At 58.8% G+C, this 408-nt stretch carries 1 protein-coding gene; it reads left to right on the top strand.

Annotated elements, in window-relative coordinates; genetic code table 11:
* The first annotated feature begins 135 nt into the window (after positions 1–135).
* Entirely contained in the window at positions 136–345 is a 210-nt protein-coding gene (locus EN780_RS38150; protein WP_127391405.1) for a hypothetical protein, read from the top strand.
* The last annotated feature ends 63 nt before the right edge of the window (positions 346–408 follow it).

Below are 408 nucleotides of genomic sequence, written 5' to 3'. Positions count from 1 at the left end.
TCCTAATGTAGGTAGCGCTTCCGTACCCGCTTTTCACAGACCAATCACGGGATAGTCACTCCCGCTTGCCGCATTCATCCGCTGGTTTGGGGCTGGGTCGCCGGGAACGCTTCTGCCGCTAGGCCGTTTCCTCCGATGGCACTTGCTGATGACATCCGCACGGTGCGAGGGCATGTAGAATTGGGCAGACACCATCTTGCCCTGCAACGGGCGCGCATCGCCCACCTGCAACAGATAGAGATGCCCACCGCCAAGGCGTTTGAATTCCTCGAACTTCTTGAAAGCATGCAGGACCTTCACGAACTGCATCTGTCGCGACTGCTGGCAAAGGCAGAGCCGGCCTAAGTGCCTCCCTGCACGATCCAATCCACCAATTGGGGATCGACCTCCTGTTGGCCGGTGTAGGCC

The sequence above is a fragment of the Mesorhizobium sp. M4B.F.Ca.ET.089.01.1.1 genome (assembly GCF_004022605.1).
Classification (GTDB): Bacteria; Pseudomonadota; Alphaproteobacteria; order Rhizobiales; family Rhizobiaceae; genus Mesorhizobium; species Mesorhizobium abyssinicae.
Note: the sequence above shows the minus strand (reverse complement) of the source record. Positions and strands in the feature narration are given on the sequence as shown.